Source organism: Peribacillus sp. NPDC056705, from assembly GCF_043656335.1.
This window is the reverse complement of the sequence record NZ_JBHTYI010000026.1, coordinates 1-13,865: the sequence shown is the minus strand read 5'-3', so window position 1 is coordinate 13,865 and position 13,865 is coordinate 1. Positions and strand designations below refer to the sequence as shown.

The window sequence follows — 13,865 nt, the reverse complement described above, 5'->3', positions numbered from 1 at the left end:
CCACCCTCTCTTTCATGTCTCGATAAGGAAAGCCTTTTTCTCATTACCTAAAAAATAAAGCCTGTGCAATGGCCTTGTCATTGTTACGTACAGCAATTTGATATCAAGTTCATTTCCATGGCAATACGCTTCTTCCAGGGATATTGCAAAAACGACATCGAATTCGAGACCTTTGGCTTGATAGGAAGGAACAATCAACGTTTTATCTTTAGGGATGTTTCCAGCTTCATCTATTAAATGAAAGCCTTGATGGAATCCCTTTAGTTTCTCGTTAGCCAGTTTGCAATCTTTCATCGTTTTAGCAATAACGGCAAACGTTTTAAATCCTTCTTCTTTAAGGCTTGCAATAAGTTCGAAAAGTTCTTCTTCCCAACCTTCCTTTTCAATGGAAATGAATTCTGGATCTTTGCCATGACGGACTACAGGTTCAACTTCCGGGAAATCATATGTTAACAACTGAAGTATTTCATTAGCTTGTTTCATTATTTCAACAGTTGTTCTGTAGCTTTTTTGTAATTCAGTATACGTTGCCCGAGGGAAAATACGACTGTGAACCTCTTCCCATGTTTGAAGTCCGCGGTATGAATGGATGCCTTGTGCAAGATCGCCTACAAGTGTGAACATATCGGTATCCACTGCCGTCTTTAGTGCCTGTAACTGCATGAAGCTGTAATCCTGTGCCTCATCAATGACGACATTTTTTGCTTTGTTTTCTTTATCGACACCAAAAAGCCGCTCCTGAAGATATAATAATGCTCCTAAGTCCTCCAGCTCGTAACTTTTAACAGAAAATAATTTATGATTATACTCACATAATACACTGGCATCTTCAACAGTGAGTTTACCGTTGCTGTAAGAGGCAAGACGCTCCGGATCTTCGTATAACCCCTTATAGTAATCCAGGAGATCTTTACTTTTGAATTGCTTAAAATACCCTTTTACGGAAGTACGGATCGCCTTTTGGATCTGACCAATCCTTTCCTCCTTTTTATCGAGGCATTTTGTAATAAAATCCTTACGAATGACTGGATCAATATTTCTATAGAGAGCTTTCTCAATTTTGGCATCATAAAGATCAACAACACGTTCAAGCATTATTTTCTTTTTCAATTTCACTTCATTTTGTAAAATGGCCTTCAGTTTGTCCAGCCTGCTGTATAATGGTAAATACCAATAATCCTCTTCCAATAATCTAATGAACTTCTTAGCGGAATAGAGGCGATATTTATCACAATAAAAATCAGCATTAGGGTGGAAACCCCTGAAAATATCCTTTACATATTCGTCCAATATATATTTAAAGACAGGGGAGCCCTTCAGACCTGATATCCAGACGGCTGAATTAATTGCTTCATCATCCTTTTCCAGCAATCGAGTTAATTTATCATCCGCTACAAGCTTCACCTGCTTTCCTATCGCTGCCTGAACATATTCGGAAAATATGAATTGTTTTACCTTTTCTACACCCAATTCAGGTAAAGCTTCAGATATGTAATCAATGAAAACCCGGCTCGGAGCAAGGATCATTAATTGGCGCGGATCGAACAGGTCTTTATAGTGATAAATGAAATAAGAGATCCTATGTAAAGCAATTGTAGTTTTACCACTGCCCGCTGCGCCTTGGACAATGATAGGTTTATTCAAATCCGCACGAATGATTTTATTTTGTTCTTCCTGGATCGTGGTAATGATATCTGTCAGTCGATTGCTGGAACTTTTGGAAAGGGATTCTTGCAATAATTCATCCGTTGTTGTCAAATCAATGTCCCTTATCTCCTCCAAGACACCTTCTTCGATCATTAGCTGTCTTTTTAAAGTGATATTCCCGCTGAATGTCTCTCCTTCGGCTTCATATTCTATTTCACCAATCCGTCCCTCATAATAGAGGTTTGCAATCGGCGATCGCCAATCGACGATGATCTGCTCCTGGCTTTCCCTCTGATAAAGCGATGTTTTTCCGAAATAAAGGACTTCGCCTCTATCACCGTCATTCCTTTCAAAATCCACTCTTGCAAAGTAGGGCTTTTTACTTGCTTTGCGTAAACTTTCAAGTTCGGTTTTGGACATCTCAAAAAAGTTGGCCGTCGTCAGTAACTGTGAATATAAGCCCGATTCAGACCAATCGGCATCGCCAAAAGCTTCTTGCATATTCCGCTGAAACTGATCTTTGCTTGTTTCTGATGTTTTGATGACTACATCGATATAACGTTTCGTAAAATCCAGCCGCTGCCGTTCCTGTTCAAAATCAGGGTGATTACCCAATGAAACCACCTCCCCTTCCTTATTTAGTTATCACACTCATAAAAAGCCGATGCTAAGACGAAATGGACATTTATACTATCAGAAAAGCCAATGGTTGACAAATCTGGAGACATAGAATTATATAGTTGAAATTTCACCTTCCCTGATACTTCATATAATTTGTAGAATGCGCTAATTATTCCAGATTGGATTTTGCTATAATATGTTGACTTATGAAGGAACATTCAAACTTCCAGTAGGAAAATCATTGAATGCTTTTTTTACCATTCTGGGAATGGGAAGTTTATTTCCATTTCATCAGTTGGATATCACATGATCCGATGCTATTAGTTAATGACAATTATACTATCCTCTTTATACATAATGATATGCAATCAATTTATGTATATCAAAAAACAAATGCCCCCTCCCCTATCAAAGCTCCTATAAGACTGCACAGCAGTTTCCATTGTTAGCAATAGGCAAACCCTGATATTGCATGAATTAGGGGCAACCATACCACCCGTCTTACTTCATTTTATTTATATATTAGGAAAGGCTTAATTCAGGCACTTTGCCGCCATTGGATTAATCATTAGCGTAGTTATGTCTGTGATGCACGCTTTAATTGACTTTTTCTTATCCATGAAAGCCGTCCAGTGAAAAGAAATTCAATCAAATAAAGGTGGCCCAGGTAAAAGGGGCGGAGATCATAGAAAGATACAAATTGGGCAGGTATAGGCGACCGGGCGTTAGGCATCATCATGGTTATGTTGGATTGGGATATCCCAATAGACTGCAGGTGATGACATACCTTTATTCGGAAAGGAATTTACTTCAAGATACATTTTTCCAGATAGGGTCTGACTAAAAATATTTTAATGTTTGTCCTACGGCTATAACTAATCAAGTCTCTTGGCTTCAGTAATGTATGGCCCTCATGATTCTCTGGAATGACCCAGCACTTCCATTAGGATAAAATACTCGATTATACCTTTCCTCTACAATTGTCATCATCTCTTAACATAAATAACGCTAATTTAATATTTTTATTGGAAACTCCCATTATATACTTACATTACAATTAAATTTTTTTTTAAGAAAGTGGGTACTGTCATGGAAATAAATGAAAGACAACCAATGCTATCACCTAAACTAATCCATGAACTTGAAATTTTATCATCCAAAACAAATATGCCTATCTCCGAACTATTGGAAATATCTGTAGCGTCACTGCTGGAAAAGGTGAATAATACCAAAGAACTGAATGTTGGACTCAATAATAAGGAAATGATCTTAAGAAATAAAATCATCATCAATCAAAATAAAGAAGTTTTGAATAACCAAAGCACTTGACCATATAGGTGAAGTGCTTTTTGCTTCCTAACTGCCACTGTTTTAATGAATAAATATTCTATCGTGGTTTCCAATATAATATTTCTTAAAAATATCCCAAAATCCCCTTCATATTTGATGAAGATACCCTGCAGGGTTCCGAAAAAATCATGTGGGTTTGAATATGTAATTACGCAGAAAAAAAGCAGCTATTAGCTGCTTTTCAAAAGGATGGCTATCTAAATGTTAAATAAATTTGATTGGAGACTCCCGCATAGAAAAGTTCGTACAAGCGAGTGCCCTCCGTTCCAATCAACGTTTGAATTTTTACAAACCCTCAAAAAACTATAGACAAACTTGATCCCCAAGTTTGCCTACAGTCTGAATCAGCTATTAAACTCTTATCAATGAATCATGGTTTATTTGATGTCACGTATGTACCAGCTATGAAATCATGTATCGCTCTATTGTCTTTCCTTAGGCCGACCATGAATGCACTAACAATAAACCCTATCCCCAATGTAATTGCGTAAACCAAAGCAGCAACTAAATACCTCAATAGCATTGTGCCGATTCCTAACTTTTTGCCGTCCATCCTTACTATGCGTATTCCCATAATCCGTTTACCTACTGTATAGCCATACCATAATATCGGGACAAGCAGCATGTAAAGAAAGTCGAAGAACGTTGAGTAGTTTTCATTTTCCCAATCTCCAGTAATCAACCCGAAAATTATCGCTAATGGTAAAGATACTATTATTCCATCCAATAATCCTGCCAAAAAACGTTTCCAAAAACCTACTGAATCACTCATTTATGATCCTCCTATCGTGTTAGTTACAGTTACCTATATTACCAATTAAAAGGTTGATGCGTAATGAGTCTTTATGCCTATAATTATTTTTGTTAAAAAAATAAAACATACTTTAAAATGCTACAATTTTAAAATAAAATTTAATCCTTGTGTAATTTTTGCCTATAAACGTTTGTTTTTGCTAATCTGCCTTTAATTTTCATAAGAAATAAGATACAATTTAACGAACGGCATTTAAAAATTATTGGAAACTGCTGTTTGTATGAATCAGCGTATAACTAATGAAACAAAGTGTTGGACACGTTGAAACAAAAGTATTTTGGAGGAATGTAAATAAATGATTACAGTAAATAATGTTGGTTTACGCTATGGCGATCGTAAACTGTTTGAAGATGTTAATACTGTATTAAAACGTTGATTCTACGCTGTGCAGTTTACGCTCTTGTTTACGGTGTGTCGTAAACTATATAGGGAGCGTATTTATTATGAAAAGGACTCGTTTTTTAACTAAGGATGAACAACAAAAGCTTAATACAGTAGATAAAAAGGTAAATTACGTTACTGATTGGACAAGTGCTATGGAAATATTCTTAAAGGATTGTGAGATAAGGGGCTTACGTGAAGCAACTTCTTTCTATTACGTTAAAGAAACTCGCATGATATTTCGTTACTGGGAAGAACAAGAACTAGATATCTCACCAGATCAATTAACTAGTGAACACATTACCGATTTAATTCTCTACATGAAAAACAAAAAAGAGTTGTCTCCTTCTAGTATTAACATTCGTTTAAGAGCATTTAAAACTGTCCTCAAATGGCTTTATGACAATAAAAAAGTACCCATTAATGCTGGCGATGGCGTAAAGCGTCTGAAATTCCGACGTGCTGCTATAGAAGCATTTTCAGTTGAACAATTACGACTATTTTTCAATGAGATAGAAAATAATACGTGGATAGGCGTTAGAGATACAGCTATTTGCCTAGTGTTACTTGAATGTGGTCTGCGCCAAAATGAAATATTAAATTTAAACGTCTTTGATGTTGTGTTTGAACAAAATTATATTATGGTTCGTCATACAAAAACATACCATATGAGAAAAGTACCGATTACTGATAGGACTAAAAATGCTATAAGAAGATGGCTTACTGTCCGTGGTGAAAGCAAATACTCGCAACTATTTATTAATATAGCAGGTAATCAACTCACTAATCGTGGTTTATATCAACTAATTGAAAAGTATGGGAAGCGAGCTAAGATTGAAGGGATTCGTTGTAGCCCCCATACTTTTAGGCATACATGTGCAAAACTCTATTTAAAAAATGGCGGCGATTTATTCAGTTTACAGGCGATTTTAGGTCACATGAACATCGAACAAACAAAACGCTATGTGACCCTTAATCACGATGATGTTGCAGACTTACATGCTGACCATAGTCCGTTAAAAGCAATATGGAAAAAATAATATGGATTATTAGGTAGTCATCTTGACTGCCTTTTTACTTTGGAGAAAAAAACTATACTGCCCTACATCCCCGTATACCAAAGTTATAAATTTCACCTTGTCTACTACGTTTTGGGAGAGACTTTTGCATTTCCTCATAAGATGTTAACTTCCTCATCGTAGCGAATAACACTTCCACCGTGAGTTTTGCAGCTTTTCTATTACCTTTCCTATCGTATTTATCAAGTTGCTTCTTTAACTCGGTAATCTTTAACTCGGTAATCTCTAACTCAGTGGCTGTGATAATTTCTTGGAGGATATCATTGGCAAGAGCAATGGAAGGAAGATATCTGTTATTCATTAGTTGATCACCCTGTATTCACAGATATAATCAAGTGGAGATTCTTCTGGGGATTTCTCAGTGTGCCATTTAGCAACACCTTCTGCAGTTTCAACGTTGTATGTAAAGTATTCACCACAAGCTGCTACGTAGTCGTGAAGGTCTTCAATTGATGCAAGTTGATAATTGAAGCCTGCTTGCATTTCTTCTTCCAATACGATCCACTGAGATGAGTTATCAACTGATACAAATACCTTTGTAGCTTCGATTGTTTGATTTGTCATTTTTTATTTATCCCCTTTTAAATTCAAATTTTTATATAACGGATGCCTTCAAGACCCCTCGCTTGACTACTTTTCGTTGTCGTTAATCAAAGTATATTACGACTACGTTTAATGGTCAACAACATTCCGTAGTTCGTTTTACTACTTTCCGTAGTCAATCTTTTTTTATGTGATATAATTTATTTATGAAGAAGGAAAAGGTGGGTTATTCATGGGGATCAGAGTTAAGTCCAATTTAAAAAAGATTCTTGATGAAAGAAATATATCTATAAGACAGTTAGCTTCCATGACTGATTTGAAATTTGAAACACTTAGAAGACTATATAATGACGATACAAAACAATATCAAAGGGATACCATTGGTAGGATTTGCGAAGTTTTAGAAATAAATATTCATGATATATTGATATTAATTAACGAAGAAAACCACCAATCGTAAATGACTGGTGGTTTTAAGCTATAATTAATTCCATTCAAACCTAATAGTGATTTATTGGTGAACCAAGGTTATCCAAGTCTTGTGAAATATTTAAAATGATTAAATACCTCCACTCGTTTTTAAGTTTTCCTAAATCCACAACCTGATGAACCTCTACTTCATCATTTTCATACTCTTTACTAGTCCCGCAAATCTCATATAAACTTTCTACTAACTCTGTATTATCCCAATTCCTTACGTCTAACTGTACGAACTTTTGGCTTTTTTTTATTTTCATTTTCTTCACTCCTAGTTTTTATTTAAAGGATAAGGGATATTGAGTACTCCTAGTTGATTTAGTTTTGTTAATTACAACCCTATGGTTTTTTGTTGATGTATCCTTAGTGCTTATATTAGAATCATAACTCTTAGCATAGTGAACTTGAACTTGACCAGAGTTGTCCTTAGTTGTCCACTTATTATCATAGTTGGCCATTGTATCTTCTCTTAATTTTTTTACATCAACATCTTTTCCATATTGAGTAGCCGTAGCTGATGATTTTTTCTTAGAATCATATTTATGCTTATTGTAAGCATGATCATTAATAAAGCTCGCTTTGTTTGATCCCCCATTCAATTTATATGGTACAGGATTTGTTTTGGTTTTTGGATTCTTTGGCTTCTTTTTTTTAAGAATGTCCATTGTCATTAATGATGCATCTGATTCGACAGCTGTAATATTACCGTTTATATCTGTTGTAACCATTAACTTTACATCTAAAGTTGTCCCATCTTCATACATGGGGTTGTACATAACTTCACTTGTTGTATTCTTTTCGAATGCTTCTTCTTCTTGAAGTATATCTAATCCATAAAATTCTATGGTATCTAATAATTTTAATCTCTCAAACTCCGCCCAATCCCAATCATCTGTTTCTTCTGCATAAGAAACATTAACACTACTAAACATGAATACCCCTACTAATAATAGTAAAACTAAAAAACGATTCTTTAACACTTTTGTACATCTCCCTTTGAGTTATATTGGTAACAAATACAAATTATACCACAAAAATAATATTTATGTATTATTTTCATCAAAAGTAAAAAATTACAATAAAAAAATCACCAGCGAATGGTGACCTATTGTTCATTTGGTATATTTAGTTACAATCAATTTAACTTCTTTTCTTAAATAATCATCTACTGTAAATCCATTTAGGAATGTTCTGCTTTTTATCCACAGTTGTTTCTTAGGTTTTGCTTTGGTCAACTTTTTCACTCCCTTACCTCTACCGCTACAAGATCCTCAAACTTCACCTTAATAATATGCCCCTTCTCATTTTCCAGCTCTAAATAAATAAGCTTTGTAAACTGATCTAGCCTATGTATCATCCCTGTATACTCCCAATCAAATCCATCTTCCCAAACTGTAAACTTTACAGGTGAAGCAAACTCCATTGCGGTATGTATCTTGTTTTCAAACTCCTCTAATTGGTATTCATCTAATATCGGTTTACTTGACGGTAATAATCCTTATTTACATCATTAAGTAACTTAACGTATTCAGGCAGCATCAATGCTGGTTGCCATTTAAGCTTTCCACGATCTTTTATAGACATAAGAACATCTCCATTTCATTCTATAAATTCATTATAGAACATTTGTTCTTAATTTAGTCAAAAAAATGAAAGGGAAAATTCCCCTTCTAAAGATAACGTAGGTATTTTTCCTGTAGCAATGTTTTAATTAACCCCTCTAAATCCAGATTCCCCTCTTCAGTAGCTGTACCAATCCCTTCTATGTAAGTGTATTCTTCAGTATCAATTATTTTTAGTCCTTCTTGGTTGCGCATGTTTATCCCTCCAAATATCAATCGATAGACGTCAAAATTACATTATTCAGTTTTTCAAATTCCTTTATTGCAAATTGAATTGCTTCTTCTTCACCATATTTTTCACGGCACAACTTCACAGGCATACTATCCTCGGCCATTAGAAATACATGATCATCAAATAACTGTAAGTTAGCCTTTATATTACCGATTCGCTCAAAACTCAATTTCACAAAACCAACCTCCCCCATTGCCTATATATTCATTATATAGGTAAAAAGTCCTCGTGACAGTATTGTGAAGAAATTAGGAATTATTTTTTAATTGTGACAAAAAACGTAACAAACCCTTTTTAATTAGAGTGTTTCTTTTGTATTTCTGATTCAATTCGAGTAATCACCTTGCTCATATTACCATTGATTGTGCTTCCACTAAACCGCAGCGTTTTCCATCCAATTGATCTTAGGTATGCGTCTCGCTTCCTGTCGTGTGCTTTAGCTTTTTTACTTGAATGAAAATCTTTACCATCACATTCAATGGCTAACCGATACTCTGGTAGTGCTATATCAATTCTATACCTTCTTATTGGATACTGTGTAGTTACTTTATAATCCCTCATCCATAATGCTTTCAAGACCCTCTTCTCAATAGGACTTTGACATTTATCCAATTCCACAAAGTATGGGGGAATGTATCGATCCACAGTCACTCCTCTGCTTCTTCGTATGTCCAAGCCTAGAAAGACAAACCCTGATAGGTCAAGTCCAAAAAACACCACATATTCTACCATTGTAAATAAATTTCCTCTTTCTCGTAGGTACAAGCAACTTCTACGAACTTTCTACATATCATTTACCAAAGTAGATACGATTCCATTATTGAATCACCTACTGATTATCTAAAATAAATCAACTAATTATCGACTAATCAGTTACTTTGTTTTTTACTTATTATCATTACCAATGAAAAACAAGTTTAATCCGTTGGTATGACTGAAACAAAAGAATTTGTTATGAGTGAACGGAGTGAGGGATTAAGGGGGAGCGCGAGGGGGATTTATTTAATTCAGAGTTTACTGATTATCAAAAAGGAGGGATTATTTTTATGAGAAGAAAGCACACTATAGAGTTGCATTCATTTATGGACGGAAGTTTTAAGGATAAAAAGAAGGTAAAAAGGAAAGCCAGTCCGAATATTAACCTATATTCAGTCAGTCCATTTATTTTATTTGATCCAACAATTTGCCTTATGGGTGTTGGCCTTGTATCCATTGCCTTATTGGAAAAGTTTTTTGAACATCAAGGAAATTATGACGTAGCTGAAGCACTCCACACAGGCTTTAATATTGCTATACCTTGTATAGCATTCGGATTTATATGGAAACTAACGCTCGCTGTTAATGGTGCGTTCCTATGATGAAACTATGGAGAGCAAAGATGAAGCTGCGTGGTTCGTTAATGAGGGCATTTAAGCTTGGTGGAATTCATAAACAAACAACAACAGAATCAAAGACTTATACACGCTATCCTAAGATTCACGAAGTCCATATTGACGAGGAAAATAAAGCTGTTCGATTTACATTTACTTTACCCGATGGCGCTAATCCTGATTTAGTTTTAAAACAAGAATGGGTATTCAAACAGTGCTTTGGAAATAACATTGAAATAGATGGTAAGGTCAAAAAGTTCATCCTTTGGTGTTATGCAAAAGAAATGAAAACTAATATTCCTTATGAATTTAAAATTATCCAGCCACATTGCAAGGATAAAATAATCCCTATTATGTGTGGTGTAGATAGGTCAGGAAAGATGAATGTAAAAGACATGTTAGAAGAACATCATATGTTGCTCACAGGGACTACTGGCAGTGGAAAATCATCATTGATTAGGGGGGTATTGACTTCATTGATTCTGCATAGCTCACCTGATGAAGTACAATTCTTGCTTGGTGATTTGAAGTATTCGGAGTTTGGTATATACAAACGATTACCTCATGTATTGGGTGTTTTTATGGATGCTAAGTCACTCCTCCCTCCTCTTCAAATGATTGAAAAAGAAATGGTTCGAAGAGGTAAATTACTTGATGAAATGGACGTTGAAAGTATTTATGAATTAGAAGTGAAGCTGCCTACAATCGTGGTTTGTATTGATGAAGTTATATTGCTTAAAGATAATCCAAAAATAATGAAGATTATTGAAAGTATATCTTGTATAGGTCGTTCTAATGGTGTTTATCTGATGTTGTCAATGCAACGTGGTGATGCTAAATCGCTGGGTGGACAATTGAAGAATAACCTTACCTTTAGAATATCAGGTAAACAGTCAGACGAAACGAATGCAAAAATAAGTGGATTAAAGCAATCAGTTGAATTGGTTAATGCAGGTAGGATGATACTTTCAACTCAAGGTAAAGAAAAAGTGATTCAAGTACCTTACATGGATAAGAAAACATCTAAAGGGTTACTTGATCCATTAAAAGTGAAACAAGAAAAATCAGAGCTTGAAGATGTCGCAGTTCGAAAGGTAAATGAATTTTCATTAGATGAGGTGTTCGATAGTGAACCAAAGGGATAAAGCCATTATTAATGACTTGAGACAATTCAGAATGATGTCAAGAAACCAGATAGTTAAATTACATTTTAAGCATCTTAAGAACCCTATAAACTCTTGCAATAGCGTTTTAAAGCGTTTAACAAGGGATAACTTTATCAAGTGCAGCACACTTCACTCTCCATACGTTTACTTCACCGTTGACTGCAATATTAAACCAGACTCAACTAAAATCCCCCACTTCCTTGAACTTGTAGATACTGTTATTGAAATGAAAGCACACAGAGAAACTAAAAACCTCATGATTGAGCCTAAATATGGTGACAAAGGAACCATTGAACCAGATATTTTTGCTATTTGGTTTAATCCCATATTTATCGAAGTTCAACGCAATGTTTATACAAAAGAAGTAATGCAAAAGAAAATTGACCTGTATGAAGATTATTATGATACAGGAGATTGGAAAGATGAACCTTGGCAAAAACCAGATAAAAAGGTGTTCCCGTCTATCCTAATTATTACCCCTACTCGATATGCTGTTAAAAGTACAAAACTAGAAATATATCAATCCCCTTCTATAACTGACTTCATTGAAAGTAGGTCAGGTGAATCAACACTACAAATCAAACCTAAAAATGTTAAAAATGTAATTCAATCTAATGGTGGATCGTTGAAGTTTAAAAAATAAAATGGATTTACAAAACATATCTATTACTGTTAATCTTCAAATGTAATGGATTTATTTACCTTTAAATCCTAGAAAGGGAATTAAATTCATTTCAACTAAATTATAATAGGAGATTAATTGTGAAAATTAAACCATATAAAAATCCACTAATTGCAGCAATTGAAAAACAAAATAAATTAATTAAACATTCTATAGATCTTGCAAATTCAACCAAAGACATAATACCTCCTGTATTTAGAGAAATACGAGAAAGTGCAATAGCCGTTGGAAATGTTGACCAAATTATGAAATCCGTAATTCCACAGTATAAAATTCAAGATACTTTTGAAAAGATACGCAAAGGGATTAAACAAACTGAGGAAGATATGGAAATATTTCAGGCTACAATTGTTGAATTAGGATATCCACCTCACTATGATGTTGATATTAGACAGATGAGAATTATTATTAGAGATTTCATTGAGGATAAGAAACAAGTAGTGGAATATATTGATGAATTTATGGCATGGAATTATGATACTACTGCTATCTATGAAATGCTGATAAAGTGGGAAGATAAACCATTTCTTGATAAAAGAATTCAAATTTTAAGAAATGTAGTTAAATCTCACAATCAAGGAATGTATCATTTATCTGTTCTGGGAATTATTTCTCAGTATGAAGGACTTATCGTAGATGCTTTTAAAATTACTGGGTATGTAAATGGAAACATTCAACAAATACTTTTAGAGCATTTACTGAAACATGAAAGTATGAGCAGTTTGGGTTTTGACAAGGTAATATTTGATTATTATAACTCAAATATTTTAGTATCTTTCCGACATGGAGAAGAATTAGGTAACGATATTAGTCGACATGCTATATTACATGGCGGTCACACAGATTTTGGCACTTTACCTATATCGCTGAAAGTCATTTTGCTTTTCGATTATCTAGTAGACGCAATTGAAGATTTAACTCCAGAAAGAATATTAGAATGTCAGATGGCTGTTGAAAAAAAGAGAAAGAAAAAATGATTGTTTTAAAGTGAAACAAATTTCAGAGGAGAAGAATGCATGGATGACAAAAGGTTATTATTAATTTGGACAGATATTCTTAATGAACATGGCGGAAATGAAACAGTAGATAATTATAAGAATGAATATAAAGATTTGGAGAATTCACAACTTATTAAGTTAATAGATGAGTTGATTATTACAGAATCAGAAAACAAACCATTTCGTTCAAGAGCAGAAGTTAGAACCACTAAAATTTTACTAACTAACGGAGAAACAATTATTTATGATGAATCAGATATAGATTATAATGATTTACTAGTGTCGTTACTCACCACAATGTTCTTAACTAATATTGAAGATAGGGCTCAACTGATTGTACAATTGTCATATTGTTTAAAGGAAATGAATGAAGATGTGTGTGAACAATTTAGGTTAGATATTGCTGAACGTGTATATAGGACTTATAGGAAATAATTAGTTGTAGGTGAGAGAAATGAAAGATGAACTAAAAAGTCGGTTTAACATATTTATGGCTATTTTAGACCTTATCGAAACAAGTCAAAATGAAGACGGTATTTCTAATATATCTCAGAAAGAGCTCTCATCTCGCTTGAGTATTAGTCCAACAAATGTAAGTAATAGATTAAAAATTCTAGCTAAGTATAATGCCATAGTCAAAGTGGCACCAGGAGCTTACAGATTACTTCACAATGATATAAATTACACACCATATCCAAATGTAGTCAAAGTTGTTGAACTGTTAGAAGGCGATCCTTCATTAATTGGTAAGTACAAAAAGCAGGCTGAATTATTGGGATTAGAAATAAATGAAGTACAACAAGCATGGGGATATATTTACGATTTAATATTGAAAAAAGTATGATAATAATATTATTAATAAGGCTAGAGATTACTAAGCCCC

General features: G+C 34.2%; 19 protein-coding genes. 9 read left to right on the top strand and 10 right to left on the bottom strand.

Annotation, left to right across the window (positions count from 1 at the left end; translation table 11 throughout):
• Positions 1 to 12: 12 nt before the first annotated feature.
• Positions 13 to 2,262 (bottom strand): HelD family protein, encoded by a 2,250-nt coding sequence (locus tag ACFRAK_RS21685; RefSeq protein ID WP_394572497.1) that lies wholly within the window; start codon positions 2,260 to 2,262, stop codon positions 13 to 15.
• A 1,095-nt stretch (positions 2,263 to 3,357) separates the two neighbouring features.
• Between ACFRAK_RS21685 and ACFRAK_RS21680 the strand changes: the two genes are divergently transcribed.
• Positions 3,358 to 3,597: a ribbon-helix-helix domain-containing protein gene (locus ACFRAK_RS21680; protein ID WP_387599265.1), complete on the top strand. Its 240-nt coding sequence runs from the start codon at positions 3,358 to 3,360 to the stop codon at positions 3,595 to 3,597.
• Positions 3,598 to 3,988: 391 nt separating this feature from the next.
• Here the strand turns inward: ACFRAK_RS21680 and ACFRAK_RS21675 are convergent, their stop codons facing one another.
• A complete protein-coding gene (locus tag ACFRAK_RS21675; RefSeq protein WP_387599268.1) occupies positions 3,989 to 4,390 on the bottom strand; it encodes an RDD family protein in 402 nt (133 codons plus the stop codon).
• Between the two features lie 485 nt (positions 4,391 to 4,875).
• Here ACFRAK_RS21675 and ACFRAK_RS21670 point away from each other — a divergent pair, with 485 nt between their 5' ends.
• The gene (locus ACFRAK_RS21670) at positions 4,876 to 5,853 is read left to right on the top strand and encodes a tyrosine-type recombinase/integrase (RefSeq protein WP_394572496.1); all 978 of its coding nucleotides are present in this window, start codon (positions 4,876 to 4,878) and stop codon (positions 5,851 to 5,853) included.
• Between the two features lie 52 nt (positions 5,854 to 5,905).
• Here the strand turns inward: ACFRAK_RS21670 and ACFRAK_RS21665 are convergent, their stop codons facing one another.
• Positions 5,906 to 6,193 (bottom strand): hypothetical protein, encoded by a 288-nt coding sequence (locus ACFRAK_RS21665; protein WP_394572495.1) that lies wholly within the window; start codon positions 6,191 to 6,193, stop codon positions 5,906 to 5,908.
• Positions 6,193 to 6,456, bottom strand: a complete 264-nt coding sequence (locus ACFRAK_RS21660; protein ID WP_394572494.1) for a hypothetical protein — start codon at positions 6,454 to 6,456, stop codon at positions 6,193 to 6,195. The genes ACFRAK_RS21665 and ACFRAK_RS21660 overlap by 1 nt, the downstream gene beginning before the upstream one ends.
• A gap of 211 nt (positions 6,457 to 6,667) precedes the next feature.
• Here ACFRAK_RS21660 and ACFRAK_RS21655 point away from each other — a divergent pair, with 211 nt between their 5' ends.
• The gene (locus ACFRAK_RS21655) at positions 6,668 to 6,895 is read left to right on the top strand and encodes a helix-turn-helix domain-containing protein (protein WP_394572493.1); all 228 of its coding nucleotides are present in this window, start codon (positions 6,668 to 6,670) and stop codon (positions 6,893 to 6,895) included.
• A 40-nt stretch (positions 6,896 to 6,935) separates the two neighbouring features.
• Here ACFRAK_RS21655 and ACFRAK_RS21650 read toward each other — a convergent pair whose 3' ends face one another.
• From ACFRAK_RS21650 to ACFRAK_RS21625, 6 genes are all read right to left on the bottom strand, one after another.
• Positions 6,936 to 7,172: a hypothetical protein gene (locus ACFRAK_RS21650; RefSeq protein ID WP_394572492.1), complete on the bottom strand. Its 237-nt coding sequence runs from the start codon at positions 7,170 to 7,172 to the stop codon at positions 6,936 to 6,938.
• 18 nt (positions 7,173 to 7,190) lie between these two features.
• Positions 7,191 to 7,892 carry a hypothetical protein gene (locus tag ACFRAK_RS21645; RefSeq protein ID WP_394572491.1) on the bottom strand — a complete coding sequence of 234 codons (702 nt, stop codon included), beginning with the start codon at positions 7,890 to 7,892 and terminating at the stop codon, positions 7,191 to 7,193.
• 260 nt (positions 7,893 to 8,152) lie between these two features.
• Positions 8,153 to 8,386 (bottom strand): YolD-like family protein, encoded by a 234-nt coding sequence (locus ACFRAK_RS21640; protein WP_394572509.1) that lies wholly within the window; start codon positions 8,384 to 8,386, stop codon positions 8,153 to 8,155.
• Between the two features lie 196 nt (positions 8,387 to 8,582).
• On the bottom strand, positions 8,583 to 8,729 hold the full coding sequence (locus tag ACFRAK_RS21635) for a hypothetical protein (protein WP_394572490.1): 147 nt from the start codon (positions 8,727 to 8,729) through the stop codon (positions 8,583 to 8,585).
• 17 nt (positions 8,730 to 8,746) lie between these two features.
• The gene (locus ACFRAK_RS21630; protein ID WP_394572489.1) at positions 8,747 to 8,941 is read right to left on the bottom strand and encodes a hypothetical protein; all 195 of its coding nucleotides are present in this window, start codon (positions 8,939 to 8,941) and stop codon (positions 8,747 to 8,749) included.
• A 119-nt stretch (positions 8,942 to 9,060) separates the two neighbouring features.
• Positions 9,061 to 9,498, bottom strand: coding sequence for an endonuclease domain-containing protein (locus ACFRAK_RS21625; RefSeq protein ID WP_394572488.1), 438 nt, complete (start codon positions 9,496 to 9,498; stop codon positions 9,061 to 9,063).
• A gap of 314 nt (positions 9,499 to 9,812) precedes the next feature.
• On the opposite strand from ACFRAK_RS21625, the gene ACFRAK_RS21620 reads away from it, so the two are divergent.
• The 6 genes from ACFRAK_RS21620 (at position 9,813) to ACFRAK_RS21595 (ending at position 13,826) form a co-directional block, all read left to right on the top strand.
• Positions 9,813 to 10,124, top strand: a complete 312-nt coding sequence (locus tag ACFRAK_RS21620) for a hypothetical protein (RefSeq protein WP_394572487.1) — start codon at positions 9,813 to 9,815, stop codon at positions 10,122 to 10,124.
• A 20-nt stretch (positions 10,125 to 10,144) separates the two neighbouring features.
• Positions 10,145 to 11,281, top strand: a complete 1,137-nt coding sequence (locus ACFRAK_RS21615; protein WP_394572486.1) for an FtsK/SpoIIIE domain-containing protein — start codon at positions 10,145 to 10,147, stop codon at positions 11,279 to 11,281.
• Positions 11,265 to 11,945: a replication-relaxation family protein gene (locus ACFRAK_RS21610; RefSeq protein WP_394572485.1), complete on the top strand. Its 681-nt coding sequence runs from the start codon at positions 11,265 to 11,267 to the stop codon at positions 11,943 to 11,945. Before ACFRAK_RS21615 ends, ACFRAK_RS21610 begins: the two co-directional genes overlap by 17 nt.
• A gap of 119 nt (positions 11,946 to 12,064) precedes the next feature.
• Positions 12,065 to 12,961 carry a hypothetical protein gene (locus ACFRAK_RS21605; protein WP_394572484.1) on the top strand — a complete coding sequence of 299 codons (897 nt, stop codon included), beginning with the start codon at positions 12,065 to 12,067 and terminating at the stop codon, positions 12,959 to 12,961.
• Positions 12,962 to 13,000: 39 nt separating this feature from the next.
• Positions 13,001 to 13,417 carry a hypothetical protein gene (locus ACFRAK_RS21600; protein ID WP_394572483.1) on the top strand — a complete coding sequence of 139 codons (417 nt, stop codon included), beginning with the start codon at positions 13,001 to 13,003 and terminating at the stop codon, positions 13,415 to 13,417.
• 19 nt (positions 13,418 to 13,436) lie between these two features.
• Positions 13,437 to 13,826 carry a winged helix-turn-helix transcriptional regulator gene (locus ACFRAK_RS21595; protein ID WP_394572482.1) on the top strand — a complete coding sequence of 130 codons (390 nt, stop codon included), beginning with the start codon at positions 13,437 to 13,439 and terminating at the stop codon, positions 13,824 to 13,826.
• Positions 13,827 to 13,865: the final 39 nt, after the last annotated feature.

What these genes read in the sequence shown, in the direction of transcription:
- ACFRAK_RS21680 (WP_387599265.1), top strand. Translation starts at nt 3,358, where the DNA reads ATGGAAATAAATGAAAGACAACCAATGCTATCACCTAAACTAATCCAT.
- ACFRAK_RS21675 (WP_387599268.1), bottom strand. Translation starts at nt 4,390, where the DNA reads ATGAGTGATTCAGTAGGTTTTTGGAAACGTTTTTTGGCAGGATTATTG.
- ACFRAK_RS21670 (WP_394572496.1), top strand. Translation starts at nt 4,876, where the DNA reads ATGAAAAGGACTCGTTTTTTAACTAAGGATGAACAACAAAAGCTTAAT.
- ACFRAK_RS21665 (WP_394572495.1), bottom strand. Translation starts at nt 6,193, where the DNA reads ATGAATAACAGATATCTTCCTTCCATTGCTCTTGCCAATGATATCCTC.
- ACFRAK_RS21660 (WP_394572494.1), bottom strand. Translation starts at nt 6,456, where the DNA reads ATGACAAATCAAACAATCGAAGCTACAAAGGTATTTGTATCAGTTGAT.
- ACFRAK_RS21655 (WP_394572493.1), top strand. Translation starts at nt 6,668, where the DNA reads ATGGGGATCAGAGTTAAGTCCAATTTAAAAAAGATTCTTGATGAAAGA.
- ACFRAK_RS21650 (WP_394572492.1), bottom strand. Translation starts at nt 7,172, where the DNA reads ATGAAAATAAAAAAAAGCCAAAAGTTCGTACAGTTAGACGTAAGGAAT.
- ACFRAK_RS21635 (WP_394572490.1), bottom strand. Translation starts at nt 8,729, where the DNA reads ATGCGCAACCAAGAAGGACTAAAAATAATTGATACTGAAGAATACACT.
- ACFRAK_RS21625 (WP_394572488.1), bottom strand. Translation starts at nt 9,498, where the DNA reads ATGGTAGAATATGTGGTGTTTTTTGGACTTGACCTATCAGGGTTTGTC.
- ACFRAK_RS21620 (WP_394572487.1), top strand. Translation starts at nt 9,813, where the DNA reads ATGAGAAGAAAGCACACTATAGAGTTGCATTCATTTATGGACGGAAGT.
- ACFRAK_RS21615 (WP_394572486.1), top strand. Translation starts at nt 10,145, where the DNA reads ATGAAGCTGCGTGGTTCGTTAATGAGGGCATTTAAGCTTGGTGGAATT.
- ACFRAK_RS21600 (WP_394572483.1), top strand. Translation starts at nt 13,001, where the DNA reads ATGGATGACAAAAGGTTATTATTAATTTGGACAGATATTCTTAATGAA.
- ACFRAK_RS21595 (WP_394572482.1), top strand. Translation starts at nt 13,437, where the DNA reads ATGAAAGATGAACTAAAAAGTCGGTTTAACATATTTATGGCTATTTTA.